Origin of the sequence: Rhizobium sp. Pop5 (genome assembly GCF_024721175.1) — a bacterium.
Classification (GTDB): Bacteria; Pseudomonadota; Alphaproteobacteria; order Rhizobiales; family Rhizobiaceae; genus Rhizobium.
Genome location: NZ_CP099399.1, coordinates 684,350 through 700,375 on the forward strand (window position 1 = coordinate 684,350; position 16,026 = coordinate 700,375).

A 16,026-nucleotide genomic window follows, 5' to 3' on the forward strand; every position below is an offset into this window, starting at 1 on the left:
TTTGCCGGGCAGGACGATCTCGGAGATAGAAGGCCCCTCCAAAGCACTGTAAGAGTTTATCGCTTTGCGCCGGACGGCGACAGAACCTTGTTGAATAATCAGTTTGAGGGGCAATTTGTTCGAAATGATGAGACGCGGTGCGAGCGGAGTCGTTTTCGCTCTTCTTTTTCCTATGACATGTCTGGGGGCCGACAACTGGCTGGAGAAGGTCTTTCCCGATCCGGAGCAATGCCTTGAGCTAGACGGAATGATCTACTTCAATTTTGACGATAAAGAGTTGGTGGTTAGGGGGTATCAAAAGGCTAAAGTTCAAAAGCATATCACCGCCCGGGATGTGATCGCCCGCGAGGAATGCAAGGGTGGCGCCGGGATTGCTTCGCCGTCGGTAAACAAGCCGGGCGAGTTCTTTGGAAATCAGTATTCTACATTCGAAATTCCGGGTTCAGGACAGTCGAATGACGGATGCTTTACGGCATCATCCTACAACCTCGTGTTCTCGAAGCCGGCTGCGGCGCTCAGGGACGAGATTGAAAGGCGCACGGGAAAGAAGCTGGAAATATACTCACCCACCCGTCCCCGTGACGGCAGTGCGGATGAGATGCCCGGTTACATTGTCGACGCAAGCGATCACTCTGAGTATGTTTGCAGCTTTTCCGAATATGATTGAACTCGGAACTCGCTGATCGAGTCGATGGCCTCACGGCAGGGCGTCGAAGCCCTCGGCGAAACCTTTGAGGTCGACCGGAATGCCGATGCCTTCCTCCGGCGTCTGGAAGACGATGAAGGTCGCCTGCGCGCCGCTGCGGAAGGTCTTGAGCAGTTCGTCCTCAAGCACGACCTCGGCATAGCAGCCATCGGCGAAACAACGGACGAAATAAGCGCGGCCGATATCCTTGCCGTCGACATTGAGCCCGAGCCCGTTCGGCAGGAGCACGCCGAGGGGTGCCAGCACGCGGAGAATCTTCGACTTGCGGTCGGCCGTCTTCAAGACGACGACGGAAAGTCCGACCTCCGGCCGATCCTCGGCGATGACATTCTGCATCAGCGCGCATTGTTCGGTCGAGGCGCCTGCCGGCTTGTCACAGACAACTGACCATGCTCCGTGGTTGGATTTTACCGTGCCGGGGGCCTGCGGCTGTGTCTGGCCGGGCGTCACCTGTTCGATATTGGGGCTGGCCGGTGTCGGATGCTGTTGGGCCGGAGCCGGAGCGGGCGTGGATGCGGGAGGCTTGGCCTGCGAAGGAGTGGGTTGCTGCTGTGCGAAAGCGGGCATCGTCGCCGCGGCCGCGATGCTGGCAGTCACGACGAGCGACTGCGCGAGGGAACGGAAACCCATGGAAACCTCTGGATATCGAATCATTGCGGCTATTGTTGAAGCTGCCCACCGGAAATGAAAAGCCCCACCCCGTGAAAACCGGGGGACTGCGGCAGAAATTGGACCTTTGGGCAATAATGTTCGGCGGTCGGATTGGCCGGAAAGGCGATTTTTCATATGCTGATGAAAAATTTGGGATGTTTTGCCGTTCGGGCTGCCTATGCTTTGAGCAAAAATGCCGCATAGACAATTGCTCTGGCCTGTTGCGGCAAATGCCAAACTGTGGTTTGAAGCGCTGAAGATGGCAAGGATTCTGCGTTCGATTTTGCAGGTCAAGCGCTCGAGGGAGATAATAAGGTGATGAAGAAGGCTTATGCAGCTCTGACCGCGCTGGTCTGTCTGCTTTTTGCTTCCGGCACATATGCCGACCAGCCGATGCCGTGGCAGGCGACGTTGCAGCCGGCGGCGACGCCGATCATGCGGGAAATTCATTGGTTCGAACAATATACCCTGTGGTTTATCGTTCCGATCACGCTCTTCGTTCTGATCCTGCTCATTGTTGTCTGCTTCAAGTTCCGCGCCAGCGCGAACCCGGTTCCTTCGAGGACGAGCCACAACACGCTGATCGAGGTCATCTGGACCGTGGGGCCGGTCCTGGTGCTGCTTCTCCTCGCCATTCCCTCGTTCAACCTTCTGACGGCGCAGCTGACGCTGCCCGAAAACCCCGATGTGACGATCAAGGCGACCGCCACCCAATGGCAGTGGAACTATGAGTACGAGGGTTCGGGCGAAACGCCGCTCGCCTTCGATTCCTATCTGCTGAAGGATCAGGACCGCGCAGCCGCCGGCAAGGAAGACAAGTCGGTCTACCCGCGCCTTCTCGCCGTCGACAACGAACTGGTTTTGCCTGTTAACAAGACGGTGCGCGTTCTCGTGACCTCTGCGCCGACCGACGTCATCCACGCCTTCGCCATGCCGTCCTTCGGCGTCAAGATCGATGCCGTGCCGGGCCGCCTGAACGAAACCTGGTTCAGGGCCGAGCGCGAAGGCCTGTTCTATGGCCAGTGTTCCGAGCTCTGCGGCAAGGACCATGCGTTCATGCCGATCGCCATCCGCGTCGTCTCCGAGGACAAGTACAAGCAGTGGCTGACCACGGCCGCCAGCGACCTGCCCGGCGCCTACAAGACACTCATGGCCGCAACCGATGGTCCCGCAAAGACCGTCGACGTCGCCGAAGCACAGTAATTAAAGGGGATCGGGACAATGGCTGGACCTTCCGCTCACGACAATCATTCTCATGATCATGCTCATCACGATCATGCGCATGATGATCACCATGATCACTCGCACAAGCCAAGCTTTGTCAATCGCTGGCTGTTCTCGACGAACCACAAGGACATCGGCACGCTCTACCTGATCTTCGCGATCATCGCCGGCATCATCGGTGGCGCGCTTTCCGTCGCCATGCGCATGGAGCTGCAGGAACCGGGCATCCAGATCTTCCACGGCCTCGCCTCTATGGTCTACGGCTATGAGGGCGATGCCGCGATCGACGGCGCCAAGCAGATGTTCAACATGTTCACGACAGCGCATGCGCTGATCATGATCTTCTTCATGGTCATGCCGGCGATGATCGGTGGTTTCGCCAACTGGATGGTGCCGATCATGATCGGCGCGCCCGACATGGCTTTCCCGCGCCTGAACAACATCTCTTTCTGGCTGATCGTTCCCGCCTTCGCTCTCCTGCTGCTGTCGATGTTCGTCGAGGGCCCGGCAGGCGCCTACGGCACGGGCGGCGGCTGGACGATGTATCCGCCGCTTGCAACGAGCGGCACGCCGGGTCCGGCGGTCGACCTTGCGATCTTCGCACTCCACATTGCCGGCGCCTCGTCGATCCTCGGTGCGATCAACTTCATCACCACGATCCTGAACATGCGCGCGCCCGGCATGACGCTGCACAAGATGCCGCTGTTTGCCTGGTCCGTGCTGATCACGGCCTTCCTGCTCTTGCTGTCGCTGCCGGTTCTGGCGGGCGGCATCACCATGCTGCTGACCGACCGTAACTTCGGCACCTCCTTCTTCTCTCCGGAAGGCGGCGGCGACCCGATCCTCTACCAGCACCTGTTCTGGTTCTTCGGTCACCCCGAGGTTTACATTCTCATCCTGCCGGGCTTCGGCATGATCAGCCACATCATCTCGACCTTCTCGAAGAAGCCGATCTTCGGCTACCTCGGCATGGCCTACGCCATGGTCGCGATCGGCGCCGTCGGCTTCGTCGTTTGGGCGCACCACATGTACACGGTCGGCCTGTCGCTTGACGCGCAGCGCTACTTCGTCTTCGCGACGATGGTCATCGCCGTTCCGACGGGCGTGAAGATCTTCTCCTGGATCGCGACGATGTGGGGCGGCTCGATCTCGTTCCGCACGCCGATGATCTGGGCGATTGGCTTCATCTTCCTGTTCACGGTCGGCGGCGTCACCGGCGTCCAGCTCGCCAATGCCGGTCTCGACCGTTCGCTGCATGACACCTATTACGTCGTGGCCCACTTCCACTACGTTCTGTCGCTCGGCGCCGTCTTCGCGATCTTTGCGGGCTGGTACTACTGGTTCCCGAAGATGACCGGCTACATGTACAACGAGTTCCTCGGCAAGCTGCATTTCTGGATCATGTTCATCGGCGTCAACCTGGTGTTCTTCCCGCAGCACTTCCTCGGTCTCGCCGGCATGCCGCGCCGCTATATCGATTATCCGGATGCCTTTGCCGGCTGGAATTATGTTTCCTCCGTCGGCTCCTACATCTCGGCCTTCGGTGTACTGGTGTTCCTCTTCTGCGTCTTCGAGGCCTTCGCCAAGAAGCGTCTCGCCGGCGAAAATCCGTGGGGTGAGGGCGCGACGACGCTCGAATGGCAGCTGCCTTCGCCGCCACCCTACCACCAGTGGGAACAGCTTCCGCGCATCAAGTAAATTGCGCAGGCATCAGGACGCCGCATTCGATACGGCGTCCTGATATTGAGACATTCAGGACGGAATGATGACGGTTATCGACAATCACGAGGCGCTTGCGGAGGACGGCGAAATGTCGGAAGCAAGTGCGCGCGATTATTTCGAGCTCTTGAAGCCACGAGTGATGTCGCTCGTGGTCTTCACCGCCTTTGCCGGCCTCGTGCTGGCGCCGGGCCACATCAATCCGGTCCTTGGCCTGATCGCCATCCTCTGCATTGCCGTCGGCGCAGGCGCCTCCGGCGCGCTGAACATGTGGTACGATGCCGATATCGACGCGGTCATGAGCCGCACCGCCAAGCGTCCGATTCCGGCCGGTCGCATCGCGCCGTCCGAAGCACTTGCGTTTGGCCTGGTGCTTTCAGGCTTTTCGGTCGTGATCCTCGGCCTTGCCGTCAATTGGCTCTCCGCGGCGATCCTCGCCTTCACGATCTTCTTCTATGCCGTCGTCTACACTATGTGGCTGAAGCGCTCGACGCCGCAGAATATTGTCATCGGCGGCGCCGCCGGCGCCTTCCCGCCGATGATCGGCTGGGCCTGTGTCACGAACTCGGTGACGATCGAGAGCATCGTTCTTTTCTTCATCATCTTCCTGTGGACCCCGGCGCACTTTTGGGCGCTCGCGCTCTTCAAGATGCGCGACTACGAGGCCGTCGGCGTGCCGATGCTGCCGAACGTCGCCGGCGAGCGCGTAACCAAGCATCAGATCGTCGCCTATGCGGTGCTGACCGCGATCTGCGGGGTGTTGCCGTCCTTCCTCGGTTTTGCGAGCTTTGGCTATGGCCTCGTCGCCGCCGCCCTCGGCGCGGTCTTCATTTACTGTTCCATCGCCGTCTGGCGCATGCCCGACGGCGATCTGAAGATGATCCCGGCGAAGAAGCTCTTCGGCTTCTCGATCTTTTATCTCTTCGCCGTGTTCTCCGCCTTGATGTTCGACCGGCTGGCCTCGGTGCTCGCCTCACACGCCGGAGGTTGGTTCTGATGGAACTGGTCAAGCTCACAGAATCGCAGCGCAAATCGCGCCGCAACCGTAACGTTGCTCTCGGGTTGGCGCTTGCCGGCCTCGTCATCCTCTTCTACGCGATCACCATCGTGAAGTTCAGCGGGGGAATGGCCGGATGAGCGAAAACGCCGGCGCGCCGAAGAAACAGGGCCGCAACAACGGCGCCGTTGTCATGATGTGCCTGAGTTTCGTCTTCGGCATGGGGGCGATGAGCTATGCCGCCGTGCCGCTCTACCGCATCTTCTGTCAGGTGACGGGCTATAACGGCACCACGCAGCGCGTCGAGCAGATGTCGAGCGTCGTTCTCGACCGCAAGATGCGCGTTACCTTCGACGCCAATGTTGCTCCCGGCCTGCAATGGAATTTCAAGCCGGTCGAGCGCGAGGTCAATCCGAAGATCGGCGAAACCATCCAGGTCAAATTCATCGCCGAGAATCGCTCGAACGAGACCCAGCGCGGCCAGGCGGTTTTTAACGTCACGCCGGGCGAAGCGGGCGCTTATTTCAACAAGGTGCAATGTTTCTGCTTTACGGAAACGGACCTGAAGCCAGGCGAGAAGCTGGAAATGCCGGTGGTGTTCTACATTGATCCGGAGATCGTCAAGGCCGTGGAATCCAAGGATATCCATACGGTCACGCTGTCATATACGTTCTACCCGAAAGAGGGACCGAAGCCTTTGGCTTCGAATGAGGGTGGAGCGGTGAAGATTGAAAAGAAACTTTGATCAAGGCTCGTTTCCGGTTAAGCCGGGAGCGGAGTGAAGGAAGATATCCGGGGATAGCTACATGGCCGATGCTCATCAGAAGAACCACGACTACCACATTATCGATCCGAGCCCGTGGCCGATTCTCGCCTCGCTTGGCGCCTTCATCATGGCGATCGGCGGCGTCTGCTACATGCGCTACCTGAGCGCCGGTTCCTTCAAGGTCGCCGGAATGGAACTTGCCAATCCCTGGCTCTTCTATATCGGCCTGGCGCTGGTTCTCTACGTCATGTACGGCTGGTGGGCTGATACGGTAAAGGAAGCCCATGAGGGCTCCCACACCCGCGTCGTGTCGCTGCACCTGCGCTACGGCATGATCATGTTCATCGCTTCGGAAGTGATGTTCTTCGTTGCCTGGTTCTGGGCCTATTTCGACGCCAGCCTCTATCCGAACGAAGCGATTCAGGCTGCCCGCATGCTCTACACGGGTGGCACCTGGCCGCCGAAGGGCATCGAAGTCCTCGATCCCTGGCATCTGCCGATCTACAACACCGTCATCCTGCTCCTCTCCGGCACGACGGTCACCTGGGCGCACCATGCGCTGCTGCACAACGACCGCAAGGGCCTCATCCAGGGCCTGACGCTGACGGTGCTGCTCGGCATCCTGTTTTCCTGCGTGCAGGCCTACGAATATGCCCACGCCCCGTTCGCCTTCAAGAATTCGATCTACGGCGCGACCTTCTTCATGGCGACCGGCTTCCACGGCTTCCACGTCCTGGTCGGCACGATCTTCCTGCTGGTCTGCCTGCTCCGCGCTCTGCGCGGCGACTTCACCCCGAAGCAGCATTTCGGCTTCGAGGCGGCCGCCTGGTACTGGCACTTCGTCGACGTCGTCTGGCTGTTCCTGTTCTTCTGCATCTACGTCTGGGGCGGCTGGGGTGCTCCGGTGGCTGCAGGCTGATCGGAACGATATTCAAGCGAAAGGCGGGCCTGGTGCCCGCCTTTTTTGTGTGCGCCAGGCATGGCGCGTGGTGCGAGAGCACCGTTTGACCGGGATGGTATCCGGTTGATGACTTGGAGGTGAAAGTCCTCTGCAGGCCCTGGTGATGGGAACTGCTAGCCGAACAACAAGGGCGTCGTTGCAAGGCGAGGTCTGAAGGAAGTTGTAAGCAAAGTGCCGGCCTGACGAACAGGAAACGCATATGAGGCGACCGCATCCGGACGAAGGTGCACAAATGCCTGAAGTCCAATATCACCCGGAGGATGCGGCCGTAGATGCGACAGGTATATGGCACGAAGGTCACGCGTCTTACCCTGGGAGACCTGCCGACCTGCCCCTGGTTTCAGGTGTGCTACCGGCGTCGCGAGGCGTCGGGATGGGGCGGCAGGGGTCAGCAGAAGCCGTATTAGCCGACCAAGCGGTGAAGGGCCGAACATTGAGTGCCGGACGGAGGCCGGTCTTTCGATGGTGAGGACAGACGCAGAAGACGGGGCTGAGACGCCCCGTGCCCATGCTGAGAGCAGCGGCCGGAAGCCGCGAGGGCAGGCATTGGGTGCATCAGACACCACGGCAGGGCCGGGATCCTCTCGACCGGAGGCGAATGAGCGACTGATGGAGGCGATCCTCAGCCGCGAGAACATGATGGCGGCTTACCGCCGGGTGGTGGCGAACAAGGGTGCGCCGGGTATCGATAAGATGTCTGTCGAGCAATTGAAGCCATACCTTGCGGAGCATTGGCCGCGCATCAGAGAAGACCTGCTGGCGGACCGCTACAGACCGACGCCGGTGCGTGGGGTGGAAATCCCCAAGCCTGGCGGCAAAGGGATGCGGCAATTGGGCATCCCGACGGTCCTGGACCGACTCATCCAGCAGGCGATGCATCAGGTGCTGATGCCGATCTTCGACCCGGACTTCTCTGCTTCCTCCTACGGCTTCCGGCCGGGGCGGAGCGCCCACGACGCGGTTCTTGCCGCCCGGTCTTATGTGGCCGGCGGCCGTCGCTTTGTGGTCGATCTTGATTTGGAGAAGTTCTTCGACCGAGTGAACCACGATGTCTTGATGGCACGCGTGGCACGCAAAATCGGAGACACGCAGGTGCTGCGGTTGATCCGCCGTTACCTGCAGGCTGGGCTGATGACGGGCGGGATCGTAACGGCACGCAGCGAAGGCACGCCGCAAGGCGGTCCACTCTCGCCGCTGCTGTCAAATATCCTGCTCGACGATCTCGACAAGGAATTGGAGCGGCGCGGTCATGCCTTCTGCCGCTACGCCGACGACTGCAACGTCTATGTACGTTCGCAGCATGCCGGCGAGCGGGTCATGGCCTCGCTCACCTGCTTCCTTACCGAACGGCTGAAGCTCACGGTCAATGGCGCGAAGAGTGCCGTGGACCGTCCATGGAAGCGTACCTTCCTCGGCTACACCATGACCGCCCACAAGGCGCCGCGTCTGCGGATCGCGGCGTCGAGCGTGGCGCGGTTCAGGGGCAAGCTGAAGGCTGCCTTCCGTGCCGGGCGCGGTCGCGCCCTTGGCGCCACCATCAAAGACCTTACCCCGATCCTGCATGGCTGGATTGCTTACTTCCGGCTGACCGACAGTAAGGGGATTCTCGAGGACCTTGATGGCTGGCTGCGGCGCAGGTTGCGCTGCATCCTGTGGCGGCAATGGAAGAAACCGGCCACGCGCGCTATGCGGTTGAGGCAACGAGGACTGACGGAACAGCGTGCCCGTGACTCGGCGGGGAACGGCCACGGCCCTTGGTGGAATGCCGGGGCCAGCCACATGAACGACGCCTTCCGAAAAGCCTTCTTCGAACAGCTGGGGCTAGTCTCACTCCAACAGGAACTCCGACGCCTAAACCACACTCGATGAACCGCCGTGTACGGAACCGTTCGCACGGTGGTGTGGGAGGAGGGTGCCGCAAGGCTCCCTCCTACCCGATTTCAGCGGCCGCCGGCGATCCGTTCGAAGGCCGAAGGCGTGGGAATGCCGAGATCAAGCTGGTGGCGGATGGCCTCGGCACATTCGAGCGCGGTCAGCACTGAGGTATCGACCTCCATGTCGTAGATGCCCGGGCGGTGCACCTCGTCCTGCCAGCGCTGTACCGGTTCGGGAACCGGCACGTCTTCGGTGGCGCCGAGGTAAAGCGTCTCGCGCCCCTCTTGCTTAATCTCCCGCCGCTGCATGATCGTCTCGATTGGACAGCGCACGCCGACGAACAGCACGGAGAAGCCTTCAAGGCGCCGGGCGCAATCGCCGAGAATGCCGAGCGGCTGCGAATAGCTGTCATGATGGCCGAGATCGGCCACCACATTGAACCCCAAGCCGGCGTGAATGGCGATCGATTCATAGAGTGCCGCGTAGAAAAACGGCACGAGTTCCTCGAGATCCGGCCGCTCGCCGCCGGGCCTCAGGCCGAGGCCGGGCAGGTAGCGCTTCGGCGTCATGGCATTGTAGGCATCGACGCCGAGGTTGATCCACGGCCCCTCGAATTCGTCCTGGATCGCGTGTGCAATGCTGGATTTGCCGCTTCGCGGCGCGCCGTTCAGGATAATGATCTGTCCGGCATGGCTGTCATTGGTCATCAGTCTTCTTCTTCTGTTTGGCGCGAATCGGTGAGGCGAAACCGCGCAGGCATTTCCATTCGGGATGCGAATACTTTATGGGAGAGTTAAGGCAGACGACGAAAAGCCGTCCGCATGGAGATGGGCATGAGTGAAGACAGCGCGCAATTTCCGCCGGTCGATCCGGTAAAGACCGGCATCAAGGGGTGCTGCCCCCGCTGCGGCCATGGCAAGCTGTTCGATGGTCTGCTCGGCGTGAAGCCACGCTGCGCCTCCTGCGGACTCGATTATTCCTTCGCCGATTCCGGCGACGGTCCGGCCGTCTTCGTCATCCTCATCGTCGGCTTCATCATTATCGGGATGGTGCTGTGGCTGCAGGTGAACTACGGGCCGCCGATCTGGGTGCACATCCTGCTCTTCGGTCCGCTGACGATCATCCTGTCTCTGCTGACGCTGCGCTGGTTCAAGGGCATCCTGATTGCCATGCAATACCGCCATAATGCCCGCGAAGGACGTTTGAGTGACTGATATCGACCACGCCGCACCACGCCGCCGGCTGCCTGTCGCAACCGGAATTCTGGTGCTGATCGCGCTCGCCATTCTGCTTTCGCTCGGAACCTGGCAGGTGCAGCGCCTCTATTGGAAGGAAGGCCTGCTCGCCGATATCGCCGCGCGCCAGGTTGCAGCGCCTGTGCCGCTTGCCGATATCGAGGCAATGGCGGCTGCAAGCGGCGATATTGAATACCGCAAGGTCACCGCCACCGGCCGCTACGTCAACAACAAGGAGCGGCACTTCTTCGCCACATGGCGCGGCCAGACCGGCTTTTACGTCTATACTCCGCTCGAGCTTGCCGACGGGCGCTATCTCTTCGTCAATCGCGGCTTCGTTCCCTACGAGAACAAGGAGCCGGAAATGCGCATGCAGGGCCAGTTGACCGATCAGCAGACGGTCACGGGTCTCGCGCGCTCAAAATTAGCCGGCAAGCCTTCCTGGGTGGTGCCCGACAACGACGTCGCCAAGAACATCTTCTACTGGAAGGATCTCGACGTCATGGCCGAGAGCGTCGGGCTGGACAAGGCGCGCGTCATTCCGTTTTTCGTCGACGCCGATGCCACTCCCAATCCGGCGGGACTGCCGATCGGCGGCGTCACCCAGGTGGATCTGCCGAACGACCATTTGCAATATGCCTTTACCTGGTACGGGCTTGCTGCGGTGCTGGTTGTCGTGGTCGCGATCTCCTGGTTCCGCAAGACCGGCAAGGCAGCTGCGCAATAGTATCGCTTCAATTCTCGACCATATTGGGCTAGAGGTCCCTAATCTCTCAACCCGGAAAAGACATGAACATTGCGGCGAAACCTCCCTTGACGATCAGGCTCTGCGGTCCTCGCGGCTTTTGCGCCGGCGTCGATCGCGCCATCCAGATCGTCGTGCTGGCGTTGAAATCCTATGGCGCGCCTGTTTATGTGCGCCACGAGATCGTCCACAATCGTTATGTCGTCGAGGGGCTGGAGGCCAAGGGCGCCGTCTTTGTCGAGGAACTGGACGAGATCCCGGCCGAACATCGCGCCCAGCCGGTCGTTTTCTCCGCCCATGGCGTGCCGAAATCCGTGCCGGAAGATGCGGTGAGCCGTAACCTCTTCTATCTCGACGCCACCTGCCCGCTGGTCTCCAAGGTCCACAAGCAGGCGATGCGCCACAATCGCCTCGGCCGCCATGTCGTCCTCATCGGCCATGCCGGCCATCCGGAAGTGATCGGCACGATGGGGCAGCTGCCGGAGGGGTCCGTTTCGCTGATAGAAACGATTGAGGATGCCGACGCATACCAGCCCGACGATCCCGACAATCTCGGTTACGTCACGCAGACGACGCTTTCGGTCGACGATACGGCCGGCGTCATCGCCCGCCTGAACGAGCGCTTCCCGAACCTGACGGCGCCGGCGGCCGATTCGATCTGTTATGCGACGACCAACCGCCAGGAAGTGGTGAAGCAGGCAGCCCCCGGCTGCGATCTCTTCATCATCGTCGGCGCCCCCAATTCTTCCAATTCCAAGCGCCTGGTCGAAGTGGCGCTCAGGGCAGGGGCGAAGAAATCGATTCTCGTGCAGCGCGCCGCCGAGCTCGACTGGGACGAGATCGGAGCGATTTCGACGCTTGGCCTTTCCGCCGGCGCCTCGGCGCCCGAAGTCATCGTCAACGAGATCATCGAGGCTTTCCGCGCCCGCTTCGACGCCCGCGTCGAACTGGCCGAGACGGTACAGGAAAACGAACATTTCCTCGTCAACCGCGAACTGCGCAACATCGAGCTGACGACCGCCGACATGGCCTTCGTCAACGGTTAGGTCGAACCGCAACGCAGCCCGGCCATTGAACCGGGCAATCCAATATCAACAATGCAAAGACGAGACCTCACTTGGCAGTCTATACCGATATCGCCGAAGACGATCTGAAGTGGTTCCTGACGGAGTACGATGCGGGAAGCCTGCTTTCCTATAAGGGCATTGCCGAGGGCGTCGAAAACTCCAATTTCCTGCTTCATACTTCCAAGGATCCGCTGATCCTGACGCTCTACGAGAAGCGTGTGGAAAAGAGTGACCTGCCGTTCTTCCTTGGTCTGATGCAGCATCTTTCCGCCCGCGGCCTTTCCTGCCCGTTGCCGCTGCCGCGCCGGGACGGCGCGCTGCTGGGCTCGCTCTCCGGTCGTCCCGCCGCTCTGATCTCCTTTCTCGAAGGCATGTGGCTGAGAAAGCCCGAGGCGAAGCATTGCCGTGAGGTCGGCAAGGCGCTCGCCCAGATGCACGTGGCCGGTGAAGGCTTCGAGTTGAAGCGTCCGAATGCGCTTTCGATCGATGGCTGGCGGGCGCTCTGGGAAAAATCCGAGGATCGCGCCGGCGAAGTCGAGCCCGGCCTGCGGGATGAGATCCGAAGCGAACTCGATTTCCTCTCCGGCGCCTGGCCGGCAAGCCTGCCGGCCGGCGTCATCCACGCCGATCTCTTTCCCGACAATGTTTTCTTCTTGGGTGACCAGCTCTCGGGCTTGATCGATTTCTATTTCGCCTGCAACGACCTTCTCGCCTATGACGTTTCGATTTGCCTGAATGCCTGGTGCTTCGAGAAGGATGGCGCTTACAACATTACCAAGGGCACGGCGATGCTCGAGGGTTACCAGAGTGTCCGACCGTTGAGCGATGGCGAAATCGCTGCATTGCCAATACTGTCTCGCGGTTCGGCGCTGCGTTTCTTCCTGACGCGGCTCTACGATTGGCTGACGACGCCGGAAGGCGCCATGGTCACCAAGAAGGACCCGCTCGAATATCTCCGCAAGCTGCGGTTCCACCGCCAGATCAACTCGCCGGCGGAATACGGATTGAGCCTATGAAGCATGTCGATATCTTCACTGACGGCGCATGCTCCGGCAATCCCGGCCCTGGCGGCTGGGGGGCCGTGCTGCGTTATGGCGATGTCGAAAAAGAGCTTTTCGGCGGCGAGCCGGATACGACAAACAATCGCATGGAGCTGCTGGCGGCAATCTCTGCCCTGTCGGCGTTGAAGAGCCCCTGCGAGGTCGACCTTTATACCGACAGCGCCTATGTCAAGGACGGCATCTCCAAGTGGATTTTCGGCTGGAAGAAAAACGGCTGGAAAACCGCCGACAAGAAGCCGGTCAAGAATGCCGAGCTCTGGCAGGCGCTTGAGGAAGCCCGCAACCGCCACAAGGTGACGCTGCACTGGGTCAAGGGCCACGCCGGCCATCCGGAAAACGAACGCGCCGACGAACTCGCCCGCAGGGGAATGGAGCCTTTCAAAAAGGGCAAAGCGGTTTCGTTTTAATCAGTTCGCATTTTATCTGAGTTCGAAAGCGCGCCGAAATTTCCGTCGGATATATTGCGCTCAGATACGGAGATTTGCGGATGACGCTTGGCGGCCTCTTCGGGCGCATTGCCCTTCAAATGTTCTTTGGCTTCGTGCTTGTCCTTTTTGCCGGGGGAGGCTTGTACTGGATCGTCGCCTTCTTTCTGACGATACCGGCACTCGGCCTGTCGCTTCTGGTCTTTGCGCCTCTCGAATATCTTTCGGCAAGATTGGGCTTCCGTTGGTTTTCCTGGGTCGCCATTCCCTTCGTGGGCGCGCTTTGTCCGCGGCTCGTCGCGCTTGTCGACATGAAGCCGAACTTTGCCGCCGGCGTTCACGACCTTTCATTCTTCTCCACCATGGCAGGCGTCCTGTGGACTTTATCCTCGGTCATGGTCGCATATCTTCAGCTTCCCATTGTGCCGGACAAACGGTTCGTTGACTAAATCAAGTTGAAAACGCGATTGCGTGCCGTCGACGCCAGCCGATCCTTCCTATTGCCGCACCGCAACTGCCTGTATCAGCCGGTGCATGTATTCGAGCTTGGCCACGACGGGTGACGACAGCACGAAGGGATAGGAGTCGGGCTGGCCCATGCTGCGCTGGATGGCGTTGATTGCCAGGCTGAGCGGCACCCAGGCGTTGACCAGCTGTTCGGCGCTCGTTGCCCTATAGGGGATGAAATCCACTTCGCCGGCGATTTCTTCATGGCCGCGTGGGTCGATGGCTATGCCGAAGGCTCGGGCGGTTTCGAGCGTATCGACGATATGCAGGTAGTGGGCGAAGCATTCGGCGAAATCTTCCCAGGGGTGGGACGCCGCATAGGCGCTGATGAAATTGTCCTGCCATCCCAGAGGCGCGCCGCTGACATAGTGCTTTTCCAGTGCTGCCGCATAATCCTGCCGTTCGTCGCCGAAGACGATGCGGAAATCGGCGAAGCCGTCGCGATCGCGCACCAGCTTGTTCCAGATGAAGTGACCGGTTTCATGGCGGAAATGGCCGAGCAGCGTGCGATAGGGCTCGTTCATCAAGGTACGCGCCTGCTCCCGGGTTACATCGTCGGCCTCGGCGGCGCGAATGGTGATCAGGCCCTCCTCGTGACCGGTCATGGCAGGAACGATATAGCCGCTGCTCTCTATCGAATCCTCAAGGAAATCGAAGACGAGGCCGCCCTGCGGGTCTTGCGCCCGATCCGGATGAGGTAACTTCCAGCGTAAGAGCGAATAGAAGAGATGCCGCTGCGCCTGGCTGATGCGCCGCCAGCGGTCGACGCCGTCTTGGGTGCCGGTGTTCGGAACGAGCCGGTTATGACGGCATGCCACGCAGAAATCGGCCCCATTCTCGCCGTCCACCAGCCAATTGCAGATGTCGAGGCCGGCATTGGCGCAGAAACGCACCTCGCGGTCCGGATCGGAAACGAGCTGCCAGATCGTCTCGTCGCGCGGCTCCAGCGCATGCATGGCGAGGTCGCCGGGCAGGAAGCCCAGACGATGATTGCAGCGCACACATTGCCGGTTGTCGAAGTGGACCACCTGATCGCAATTGTCGCAGGCGAAAAGCTTCATCGTGTTGGCCTTCTGCCAAGCATGAGGGCGGCGGATTAAAAATGCCCGCCACGCAAGGCGCAGCAGGCATAGGTTCATCAAGAATACGCTTCTCTCACATCCGGTCGATAGCGCCCTTGAGCTTGTCCTTGGCCTTGCCGGTTGCGACCTGTCCCTTGCCTTTGGCTTCCTGGACAGCGCCCTTGGCCTGCATGTCACGATCGTTGGCGGCCTTGCCAACTGCCTGCCTGGTCTTGCCGGCAATCTCGTTTGCCTTGCCGGATATCTTGTCGCTGGTGCTACCCATGTCTGATGTCTCCTTCGTCGGCGCGGGACCTTGTGCCCGTTTGCCGAAAGAAAACGTCAGTCGAGACTATTCGTTCCAGCCGCCCTCAGGCGTGGCCAGCCTCTGCCGAAAGCATGGCGGCGGTGACGCCCATGCCGGCGAGTGCCCGCTCGTATTTGTCGTCGAGGCTGCGGTCGAAGATCAGTTCCTCGTTCGCCGGGCAGGTGAGCCAGCCATTGTTGGCGACCTCGTTTTCAAGCTGGCCGGCCGCCCAGGAGGAATAGCCGAGCAGCATCGTTGCGCGCGTCGGGCCGTCGCCCTTGGAAATGGCGCGCACGATGTCGAGCGTTGCCGTCAGGCAGATGTCGTCGCTGACGGGAATGCTGGAATCGCTGGCATAATCGTCCGAATGCAGCACGAAGCCGCGGCCGCTTTCGACAGGACCGCCGGTCTGGATCGGGAAATCGCGCGCACGTTTCGGCAGCACGATGGAATCTTCCTGCTTGATCATGTCGAGATGCAGCAGCACGTCGGTGAAGGTGAGGCTCTGCGGCCGGTTGATGACGAAGCCCATGGCGCCCGCATCCGAATGCGCGCAGATGTAGATGACCGTGCGCGCAAAGTTACGGTCTTCCATACCGGGCATGGCGATGAGAAACTGGCCATCGAAGAAGCCACGTTCCCGTCTGTTCTTCAGCGTCGATAAGGACATCGTTCCTCCTGCTGCCAGACCGCACCAAGGCGTCGACAAATGAAACATG

The 16,026-nt window shown here is 60.4% G+C and carries 19 protein-coding genes; 14 read left to right on the forward strand and 5 right to left on the reverse strand.

Annotation, left to right across the window (positions count from 1 at the left end):
- Positions 1-124: 124 nt before the first annotated feature.
- Positions 125-667, forward strand: a complete 543-nt coding sequence (locus NE852_RS05450) for a hypothetical protein (protein WP_245270586.1) — start codon at positions 125-127, stop codon at positions 665-667.
- A 30-nt stretch (positions 668-697) separates the two neighbouring features.
- On the opposite strand, the gene NE852_RS05455 is transcribed toward NE852_RS05450, so the two are convergent.
- Positions 698-1,360 carry an invasion associated locus B family protein gene (locus tag NE852_RS05455; protein ID WP_205621955.1) on the reverse strand — a complete coding sequence of 221 codons (663 nt, stop codon included), beginning with the start codon at positions 1,358-1,360 and terminating at the stop codon, positions 698-700.
- Positions 1,361-1,675: 315 nt separating this feature from the next.
- Here NE852_RS05455 and coxB point away from each other — a divergent pair, with 315 nt between their 5' ends.
- The 7 genes from coxB to ltrA all read left to right on the forward strand — a co-directional run bounded on the left by coxB (position 1,676) and on the right by ltrA (position 8,893).
- Positions 1,676-2,560, forward strand: coding sequence for a cytochrome c oxidase subunit II (gene coxB / locus NE852_RS05460; RefSeq protein ID WP_008529242.1), 885 nt, complete (start codon positions 1,676-1,678; stop codon positions 2,558-2,560).
- Positions 2,561-2,578: 18 nt separating this feature from the next.
- Positions 2,579-4,279 carry a cytochrome c oxidase subunit I gene (gene ctaD, locus NE852_RS05465; protein ID WP_008529241.1) on the forward strand — a complete coding sequence of 567 codons (1,701 nt, stop codon included), beginning with the start codon at positions 2,579-2,581 and terminating at the stop codon, positions 4,277-4,279.
- Positions 4,280-4,346: 67 nt separating this feature from the next.
- Positions 4,347-5,297 carry a heme o synthase gene (locus NE852_RS05470; RefSeq protein ID WP_008529240.1) on the forward strand — a complete coding sequence of 317 codons (951 nt, stop codon included), beginning with the start codon at positions 4,347-4,349 and terminating at the stop codon, positions 5,295-5,297.
- Positions 5,297-5,437, forward strand: a complete 141-nt coding sequence (locus NE852_RS05475; RefSeq protein WP_008529239.1) for a hypothetical protein — start codon at positions 5,297-5,299, stop codon at positions 5,435-5,437. Before NE852_RS05470 ends, NE852_RS05475 begins: the two co-directional genes overlap by 1 nt.
- Positions 5,434-6,042: a cytochrome c oxidase assembly protein gene (locus NE852_RS05480; protein ID WP_008529238.1), complete on the forward strand. Its 609-nt coding sequence runs from the start codon at positions 5,434-5,436 to the stop codon at positions 6,040-6,042. The genes NE852_RS05475 and NE852_RS05480 overlap by 4 nt, the downstream gene beginning before the upstream one ends.
- A 61-nt stretch (positions 6,043-6,103) precedes the next feature.
- Positions 6,104-6,982, forward strand: coding sequence for a cytochrome c oxidase subunit 3 (locus NE852_RS05485; protein ID WP_008529237.1), 879 nt, complete (start codon positions 6,104-6,106; stop codon positions 6,980-6,982).
- A gap of 651 nt (positions 6,983-7,633) precedes the next feature.
- Positions 7,634-8,893 (forward strand): group II intron reverse transcriptase/maturase, encoded by a 1,260-nt coding sequence (gene ltrA, locus NE852_RS05490; RefSeq protein ID WP_245270929.1) that lies wholly within the window; start codon positions 7,634-7,636, stop codon positions 8,891-8,893.
- Between the two features lie 71 nt (positions 8,894-8,964).
- On the opposite strand, the gene NE852_RS05495 is transcribed toward ltrA, so the two are convergent.
- Complete coding sequence (locus NE852_RS05495; RefSeq protein ID WP_008529233.1) at positions 8,965-9,606, reverse strand: chloramphenicol phosphotransferase CPT family protein; 642 nt, start codon at positions 9,604-9,606, stop codon at positions 8,965-8,967.
- A 126-nt stretch (positions 9,607-9,732) separates the two neighbouring features.
- Between NE852_RS05495 and NE852_RS05500 the strand changes: the two genes are divergently transcribed.
- The 6 genes from NE852_RS05500 to NE852_RS05525 all read left to right on the forward strand — a co-directional run bounded on the left by NE852_RS05500 (position 9,733) and on the right by NE852_RS05525 (position 13,881).
- Positions 9,733-10,113 carry a DUF983 domain-containing protein gene (locus NE852_RS05500; protein ID WP_258156276.1) on the forward strand — a complete coding sequence of 127 codons (381 nt, stop codon included), beginning with the start codon at positions 9,733-9,735 and terminating at the stop codon, positions 10,111-10,113.
- A complete protein-coding gene (locus tag NE852_RS05505) occupies positions 10,106-10,861 on the forward strand; it encodes an SURF1 family protein (protein ID WP_008529231.1) in 756 nt (251 codons plus the stop codon). The genes NE852_RS05500 and NE852_RS05505 overlap by 8 nt, the downstream gene beginning before the upstream one ends.
- Before the next feature lie 62 nt (positions 10,862-10,923).
- A complete protein-coding gene (gene ispH / locus NE852_RS05510) occupies positions 10,924-11,925 on the forward strand; it encodes a 4-hydroxy-3-methylbut-2-enyl diphosphate reductase (protein ID WP_008529230.1) in 1,002 nt (333 codons plus the stop codon).
- Between the two features lie 71 nt (positions 11,926-11,996).
- Positions 11,997-12,962: a homoserine kinase gene (locus NE852_RS05515; RefSeq protein WP_008529229.1), complete on the forward strand. Its 966-nt coding sequence runs from the start codon at positions 11,997-11,999 to the stop codon at positions 12,960-12,962.
- Positions 12,959-13,414, forward strand: a complete 456-nt coding sequence (gene rnhA, locus NE852_RS05520; RefSeq protein ID WP_008529228.1) for a ribonuclease HI — start codon at positions 12,959-12,961, stop codon at positions 13,412-13,414. Before NE852_RS05515 ends, rnhA begins: the two co-directional genes overlap by 4 nt.
- Positions 13,415-13,494: 80 nt before the next feature.
- Positions 13,495-13,881: a hypothetical protein gene (locus NE852_RS05525; RefSeq protein WP_008529227.1), complete on the forward strand. Its 387-nt coding sequence runs from the start codon at positions 13,495-13,497 to the stop codon at positions 13,879-13,881.
- Positions 13,882-13,929: 48 nt separating this feature from the next.
- On the opposite strand, the gene NE852_RS05530 is transcribed toward NE852_RS05525, so the two are convergent.
- The 3 genes from NE852_RS05530 to NE852_RS05540 form a co-directional block, all read right to left on the reverse strand.
- On the reverse strand, positions 13,930-15,000 hold the full coding sequence (locus NE852_RS05530) for a putative zinc-binding metallopeptidase (RefSeq protein ID WP_037172221.1): 1,071 nt from the start codon (positions 14,998-15,000) through the stop codon (positions 13,930-13,932).
- A gap of 94 nt (positions 15,001-15,094) precedes the next feature.
- Positions 15,095-15,286, reverse strand: a complete 192-nt coding sequence (locus NE852_RS05535) for a CsbD family protein (RefSeq protein ID WP_008529223.1) — start codon at positions 15,284-15,286, stop codon at positions 15,095-15,097.
- An 85-nt stretch (positions 15,287-15,371) separates the two neighbouring features.
- Positions 15,372-15,977: a YqgE/AlgH family protein gene (locus tag NE852_RS05540; RefSeq protein ID WP_008529222.1), complete on the reverse strand. Its 606-nt coding sequence runs from the start codon at positions 15,975-15,977 to the stop codon at positions 15,372-15,374.
- Positions 15,978-16,026 lie beyond the last annotated feature (49 nt).